The sequence below is a fragment of the Actinotalea sp. JY-7885 genome, assembly GCF_014525465.1.
GTDB lineage: Bacteria > Actinomycetota > Actinomycetes > Actinomycetales > Cellulomonadaceae > Actinotalea.
Window position 1 is genome coordinate 1 of sequence record NZ_JACEXH010000165.1, and the last position, 6848, is coordinate 6848.

A 6848-nucleotide genomic window follows, 5' to 3' on the forward strand; every position below is an offset into this window, starting at 1 on the left:
CCGCGAGCCCGGCGTCCGAGCCGGCGTCGGCGGTCGGGTCGAGCTCGGCGTAGCGCACCCGCACCGCCCCGTCGGCGCCGGGCCGGTCGATGCGCGCCTCGACCGCGCCGAAGTCCGCGAGGGGCGCCACGCGGATGCCGCGCAGCCGGTGCGCCGGCAGGTCCGGGACGTTGAGGTTGAGCACGCCCGCGCGGGGCTCGCGCGCCTCGAGCCAGCCCAGGGCGTGCGACGCGACGACGCCGGCCGTGGCCCAGTGCTCCGGGTGGGCGGTGATGATCGAGACGGCCATCGCGCGGATCCCGTGCGTCACGGCCGACGTCGCCGCGCCCACGGTCCCGGAGTGGATGACGGCGTTGCCCGTGTTGGGCCCGCGGTTCACACCGGACAGGACCAGGTCGGGCCGCGGGCCGAACCCCTCGTACGCCGCCAGGAAGGTGATGAGCGCGGGCGCCGCCGCGACGGCGTAGGACTCGACGTCGTCGGCGAGCCCGGGCGCCCGCCGCGGCTCGACGACGACGCGGCCGTCGCGCTCGATCCCGAAGAGCGACGCGGAGGCGCCGGAGTACTCGGTGGCGGGCGCCGCGACGACGACCTCGTACCCGGCCGCCGCGGCGACCTGCGCCAGGACGGCCAGCCCGGGGGAGTCGATGCCGTCGTCGTTGGTGACCAGCGCCCTCATGCTGCTCCCTCCTCGAGCGGCTCGACGGTGACGCGCTCCACGAAGCGCTCGATCTGGTCCCGGTGGCCGGTCGCCAGGCCGCGCCGGGTCACGTTGAGCGCGCCCGCCGCCGCCCCGAGGCGGACCGCCTCGAGCAGCTCGAGGCCGCGTCCCAGCCCGACCGTGACGGCCGCCGTCAGCGAGTCGCCGGCGCCGCGGTGGTCGACGGTCGAGACCGGGGGAGCCGTGACCTGCCAGGCGCCCTCGCGCGTGACGACGAGGGTGCCCTCCGCGGCGCGGGAGACGACCATCGCGCCCACGCGTCCGCGGCCCTCGTCCTCGGCGTCGTCGGAGCGGGCGTCGTCCGCGTGCTCGCCCGCCAGCACGGCCCGGGCGCCCGCGAGCAGCTGCGCGAGCTCCGGTCCCTCGGCCAGGCCGGCGTCCACCATCTCGCTGTGGCTCATCTTGAGGACGTCGAGGCCCTCGGCCACCACGGCGAGCGCGGCGTCGCCCGAGAGGTCGGCCACGACCGTGCTCCCGTTGCGGCGCAGGTCGCGGGCCACCCGGGCGAGGAAGTCGGCGGGCACGGTGTCGGGCGGGTCCGCGCCGGTGAGCGCGACGACGTCGGCCTCGAGAGCCTCGACCAGGAGCGTGCCGAAGAGGTCGTCGAGCTCGTGGCGGCCGAGCGGCGTCGGGTCCGCCGCCGCGAGCTCCTCGCGCTCGCCCGGCTCGCCGGCGTCGTCCCGGGAGCGGCGGTCGTGCACGTAGGCGCCGTTGCTGCCGTCGTAGCGCGTCGCCCGCAGGTCCACGCCCTCCCGGGCCGCGAGGTGCTGCGCGGCGGCGCCCGTCTCGCCCGCGAACGGTCCGCACGCCACGACGCGGGCGCCGAGCACGGACGCCATGCGGGCGAGCCACAGCCCCTGGCCCCCGGGGTGCACGTGGATCTCCGGTCCCGAGCCGTGGGCGGAGTCCTCGACCGTCACGGTCAGCAGCGAGGTCAGGGCCAGCACGCACACGCGCGGCTCGTCGGTCACGTCCTACCTCCGTGGTCGGGGATGCCGTGCGACAGCACAGCATCAACCGGCGCGGCGCGCAGCCCGAGGCGTCGGCGCCGCGCGCCCGGGAGCCCGGGTGTCCGGGCTCCCGGGGCGTCCGGTCAGAGCCCGAGGGCCGCCGCGACGTCCGCCCGGACCGCGTCGAGCCGCTGGCGGGCGCGCGTGCGCGCGGCGCCGACGGGGTCGGACGCGTCGCCGTCGTCGGTCACCGGGACGATGACCTCGAGGTAGCACTTGACCTTGGGCTCGGTGCCGCTCGGGCGCACGATGACGCGTGTGCCGTCCTGGGCCACGAGCCGGAGCCCGTCCGTCGGCGGCAGCGCATCCGGGCCCTCGCCGCCGTCGGCGAGGTCGACGACCTCGACCACGGGCGAGCCGGCCAGCGTGGCCGGCGGGGCCTCGCGGACGCGGGCCATGGTCGCCGGGATCTGGGCGAGGTCCGTGAACCTGGCGGACAGCTGGTCGGTGAGGTGCAGCCCGTGCTCGACGGCGAGGTCGTCGAGCAGGTCGACGAGGGTGCGTCCACGCACCCTCGTCCCGGCCGCGAGCTGGGCGATCAGGAGGGCGGCGCTGAGGCCGTCCTTGTCCCGCACGCGCGCCGGGTCGACGCAGTAGCCGAGCGCCTCCTCGTAGCCGAAGACGAGGCCCTCCACGCGCGAGATCCACTTGAACCCCGTGAGCGTCGCGCGGTGCGCGAGGCCGTGCGACGCCGCGATGCGGCCGAGCAGGCGCGAGGACACGATCGAGTTCGCCAGCACGCCCGGCGTGCCGTCGGGGTGCCGGCCGTCGGGGTGCGCCGCGGCGAACCGCGCGGCGCGGTCCTGGCCGAGGAGCGCGCCGACCTCGTCACCGTGCAGCATGCGCCAGCCCCGTGCGGCCGCCGTGCCCGCGGTGGCCGACGTCGCGTGCGCGAGCCGGGGGTCGCGCACCGCGACCGCGCACCGGTCGGCGTCGGGGTCGTTGGCGAGCACCAGGTCGGCGTCGAGCTCCTCCGCGAGCGCGAGCGCGAGGTCGATCGCGCCCGGCTCCTCGGGGTTCGGGAACGCGACGGTCGGGAAGCGCGGGTCCGGCAGCGCCTGCTCCGGGACGATGTGCAGGTCCGTGAAGCCGGCGCCGCGCAGCAGCCGCTCGGCCGTGTGCCCGCCGACGCCGTGCAGCGGCGTCAGGACGATCCGCAGGTCCCGCGGGCCGTCGGGGTCGGCGAGCGCGCCGACGGCGGTGAGGTAGCCCTCGACGATCTCCTCACCGAGAACGGCCCAGCCGGACTCGGTCCGCGGTACCGAGGCGACGGACTCGACGGCCGCGATGCACCGGGCGATCTCGGCGTCGTACGGCGGGATGATCTGCGCGCCCTGGCCGCTGTCGGTGACGACCCGTCCGCCGAGGTAGACCTTGTAGCCGTTGTCCTGCGGCGGGTTGTGGCTGGCCGTGACCATGACGCCGGCGTCGGCGTCCAGCAGCCGCACGGCGTACGCGAGCACGGGGGTGGGCAGGGGCTCGGGGAGCAGGAGGGCGTGGCCCCCCGCGGCCGTGACGACCCCGGCGGTGTCCCGCGCGAACCGCTCGGAGCCGTAGCGCGCGTCGTAGCCGATGACCACCCGGGGCCCTTCGACGACGACGCCGCCGCCCTCGCCCCGGCGCGCCTCGAGCGCGTCACGCAGGTACCGCACGAGGCCCGCGGCCGCCCGGATGACGACGGCGCGGTTCATGCGGTTCGGGCCGCCGCCCATCGCGCCGCGCAGGCCCGCGGTGCCGAACTCGAGCGGTCCGCGGAAGCGGTCGGCGAGCTCGGCGCGTGCGACGGAGCGCAGCTCCTCGTCGGCGTCGTCCTGCGCGGTCGTCAGCAGCGTGCGCAGGTGCGCGGCGGTCTGCGGGTCGGGGTCGTCGGCCACCCAGGCCTCGACCTGTGCGACGAGCGCGGGGTCGAGCGGCTGGTCCGGCCGGTCGGCGGTGGGGGGCGCCATCAGATCCGCCCCACGACGTCGGCGAGCAGGCGGCTGATGCGCGGCGCGGCCGCCTGGCCGGCCTCGATCACCTCGGCGTGCGAGAGCGCCTCGGCCCCGATGCCGGCGGCCAGGTTGGTCACGAGCGAGAGCCCCAGGACCTCGAGCCCGGCGTGCCGTGCGGCGATGGCCTCGAGCGTGGTGGACATGCCCACGAGGTCGGCGCCCATGACGCCCGCCATGCGGACCTCCGCGGGGGTCTCGTAGTGGGGCCCGCGGAACTGGGCGTAGACGCCCTCCGGCAGCGAGGCGTCGACCTCGTGCGCCACGTCCCGCAGCCGCTGGCTGTACAGGTCGGTGAGGTCGACGAACGTGGCGCCTTCCAGCGGCGACGTCGCCGTGAGGTTGAGGTGGTCGCGGATGAGCACGGGGGTACCCGGCGCCCACGCCGGGTCGAGGCCGCCGCAGCCGTTGGTGAGCACGACGACGCCCGCGCCGGCCGCGGCCGCGGTGCGCACGCCGTGCACGACGCGCCGCACGCCGCGGCCCTCGTACAGGTGGGTGCGCGACCCGAGCACGAGCGCGTGCCGGCCGTCCGCGAGCCGGATCGAGCGGGTGGTCGCGACGTGCCCGGGGACCGCGGGGGCGCTGAAGCCGGGGAGCTCGTGGCTCGGGATCTCGGCGACCGTCTCGCCCAGCAGGTCGGCCGCGCCGCCCCAGCCGGAGCCGAGCACGAGGGCGACGTCGTGCGACGCGATCCCCGTCCGCTCGGCGAGGACGGCGGCGGCCTCGCGGGCCACCTCGAACGGGTCGGTGGCGGGGTCGTCGAGGGTGGTGAGCGGCCCGGTGCCGTGTGGTGCTGTCATGCAGCGAGGCTATCGGTGACCCGGCCCGGACGTGGGGCCACGCGGTCGGGACGCGTCCGCGGCGCCCGACGGCACAATGGGGCCGTGACCGCAACGACACCCGGCCTCGCCACGCCCGTCCCCGCCCCCGAGCGGCCGCCCGGACGGCCGGCCCCGAAGGTCGTCGTCGTCGGCGGTGGTCCCGGCGGCTACGAGGCGGCCCTGGTGGCGTGCCGGTCGGGTGCCGACGTCACGCTGGTCGAGCGGCAGGGCCTCGGCGGTGCGGCGGTGCTCACCGACGTCGTGCCCTCCAAGACGCTCATCGCGACGGCGGAGTGGATGACCATCGCCGACCGCGCGTCGGACCTCGGCATCCGCACGGTGGGCCTGCCGACCGACACCCCGCTGCGGGGGCACGAGGTGGACCTCGGCCTGGTCAACGCCCGGGTCGTCGAGCTGGCGGCCGCGCAGTCCGCGGACATCCGCACCCGCCTGGAGGCCGAGGGCGTCACCCTGGTCGAGGGCACCGCCAGGCTGGACGGGCCCGAGCGCGTGGTCACCGACGGGGGCGGTTCGTTCGACGCCGACGTCGTGCTGCTGGCGACCGGGGCGACGCCCCGCTGCCTGCCCGAGGCGATGCCCGACGGCGAGCGCATCCTCACCTGGACGCAGCTCTACACCCTGACCGACCTGCCCGAGCGCCTGATCGTGGTCGGGTCCGGCGTCACGGGCGCCGAGTTCGCCGGCGCCTACAACGCGCTGGGCGCCGACGTCGTCCTGGTCTCCTCGCGTGACCGGGTGCTGCCGGGGGAGGACGCCGACGCCGCCGAGCTCATCGAGGGCGTCTTCACGTCCCGCGGCATGACGGTGATGAGCCGTTCCCGCGCCGCGGGGGTGACCCGCCGGGGCGACGGCGTGGAGGTCACGCTCGCGGACGGGCGGGTGGTCGAGGGGTCGCACTGCCTCATGGCGGTCGGCGCCGTCCCGAGCACCGAGGGCCTCGGGCTCGAGGAGGCCGGCGTCGTGCTCGGCAAGGGCGGCTACATCGAGGTCGACAAGGTCTCGCGCACGAGCGCGCGCGGCGTCTACGCCGCCGGGGACTGCACCGGCGTCCTGCCCCTGGCGTCGGTCGCCGCGATGCAGGGGCGGATCGCCATGGCGCACGCGCTCGGCGACGCCGTGACGCCGCTCGACGTCAGTGAGGTCGCGGCCAACATCTTCACGGCGCCGGAGATCGCCACCGTGGGCCGCTCGCAGCGCCAGCTCGAGGAGATGGGCGCGCGGTTCGTCGTCAGCACGCTGCCGCTGGCCCGCAACCCGCGCGCGAAGATGCTGGGCATCCGCGACGGGTTCGTGAAGATCTTCGCGCACAGCACAACGGGCATCGTCATCGGCGGGGTCGTGGTGGCGCCGCGCGCCGGCGAGCTGATCTTCCCCCTGACCCTCGCCGTCAACCACCGCCTCACGGTGGACCAGATCGCCGACTCGTTCACCGTGTACCCGTCGCTGTCGGGAACCATCGCCGAGGTGGCCCGCGTGCTGCACACACGCGCGGAGTAGCCGGGCCGAGCAGCCGAGGGCTCCGGCGCGCCTCAGCCCAGCAGGGCGCGCAGGCCGGGCCACGCGCCGGCGAACGCGGGGAGCAGCGGCCGGTCGGCCACCGCGTCGACGTCGACCCAGGCGACCTCGAGGCTCTCCGCGTCGGTCGGGCGCACGTCGTGGGGGCCCGTCGCCCGCGCGACGACGGTGGTGTAGCGCCACGGGCCGTGGTCGAGCACCACCGCGTCGTGGATCTCGAGGGCCGCGGGGTCGATGCCGGCCTCCTCGGCGGCCTCCCGGACCGCGCCCTGCTCGGGCGTCTCGCCAGGGGCGAGCGCGCCGCCCGGCAGGGCCCACGTGCCGCCGTGGTCGGACCACAGGGCCCGGTGCTGGAGCACCACCTGCGTGCGCCCGCCCGCGGACCGGTGCAGCAGCAGGCCCGCGGCCCCGTGGGTGCCCCAGTGCCGCCGCCCGCAGGCGCACTGCACCCAGGCGTCGCCGGAGTGGCGGTGGTGGGCCGCCGGTGCGCCGGTCAGCCGACGATCTCGCAGATCGCGGTGCCGGCGCTCACGCTCGACCCGACGCCGGCCGTCAGGCGCTGCACGGTCCCGGCGCGGTGCGCCACCAGCGGCTGCTCCATCTTCATGGCCTCGAGGACCACGACGAGGTCGCCCTCGGCCACCTCCGCGCCGTCCGCCACCGCGACCTTGACGATCGTCCCCTGCATCGGCGACGCGAGGGTCGTGCCGTTGCCCCCGACGGCGCGCACGGCGCCGCGGGCGCCCGCGGCCCGGCGCGGTCGCGCGGT

The 6848-nt window shown here is 76.9% G+C and carries 7 protein-coding genes; 1 reads left to right on the forward strand and 6 read right to left on the reverse strand.

Annotated elements, in window-relative coordinates; translation table 11 throughout:
* The 4 genes from surE to IDM29_RS13385 form a co-directional block, all read right to left on the reverse strand.
* Positions 1–679 (reverse strand): 5'/3'-nucleotidase SurE (surE, locus tag IDM29_RS13370; RefSeq protein WP_188037631.1); only part of this gene is annotated, 679 nt, incomplete at its 3' end.
* Complete coding sequence (locus IDM29_RS13375) at positions 676–1692, reverse strand: 1-phosphofructokinase family hexose kinase (RefSeq protein ID WP_182113352.1); 1017 nt, start codon at positions 1690–1692, stop codon at positions 676–678. The genes IDM29_RS13375 and surE, both read right to left, overlap by 4 nt.
* 122 nt (positions 1693–1814) lie before the next feature.
* A complete protein-coding gene (locus IDM29_RS13380; RefSeq protein WP_182113353.1) occupies positions 1815–3677 on the reverse strand; it encodes a phospho-sugar mutase in 1863 nt (620 codons plus the stop codon).
* Entirely contained in the window at positions 3677–4522 is an 846-nt protein-coding gene (locus IDM29_RS13385) for a purine-nucleoside phosphorylase (RefSeq protein WP_182113354.1), read from the reverse strand. The genes IDM29_RS13380 and IDM29_RS13385 overlap by 1 nt, the downstream gene beginning before the upstream one ends.
* Positions 4523–4606: 84 nt before the next feature.
* On the opposite strand from IDM29_RS13385, the gene IDM29_RS13390 reads away from it, so the two are divergent.
* Positions 4607–6061, forward strand: a complete 1455-nt coding sequence (locus IDM29_RS13390) for an NAD(P)H-quinone dehydrogenase (RefSeq protein WP_255491782.1) — start codon at positions 4607–4609, stop codon at positions 6059–6061.
* A gap of 32 nt (positions 6062–6093) precedes the next feature.
* Here IDM29_RS13390 and IDM29_RS13395 read toward each other — a convergent pair whose 3' ends face one another.
* Positions 6094–6528 carry an NUDIX hydrolase gene (locus tag IDM29_RS13395; protein WP_309232736.1) on the reverse strand — a complete coding sequence of 145 codons (435 nt, stop codon included), beginning with the start codon at positions 6526–6528 and terminating at the stop codon, positions 6094–6096.
* Between the two features lie 44 nt (positions 6529–6572).
* On the reverse strand, positions 6573–6848 hold a 276-nt coding region (locus IDM29_RS13400; RefSeq protein WP_188037632.1), incomplete at its 5' end, for a biotin/lipoyl-containing protein.

What these genes read in the sequence shown, in the direction of transcription:
- IDM29_RS13380 (WP_182113353.1), bottom strand. Translation starts at nt 3,677, where the DNA reads ATGGCGCCCCCCACCGCCGACCGGCCGGACCAGCCGCTCGACCCCGCG.
- IDM29_RS13385 (WP_182113354.1), bottom strand. Translation starts at nt 4,522, where the DNA reads ATGACAGCACCACACGGCACCGGGCCGCTCACCACCCTCGACGACCCC.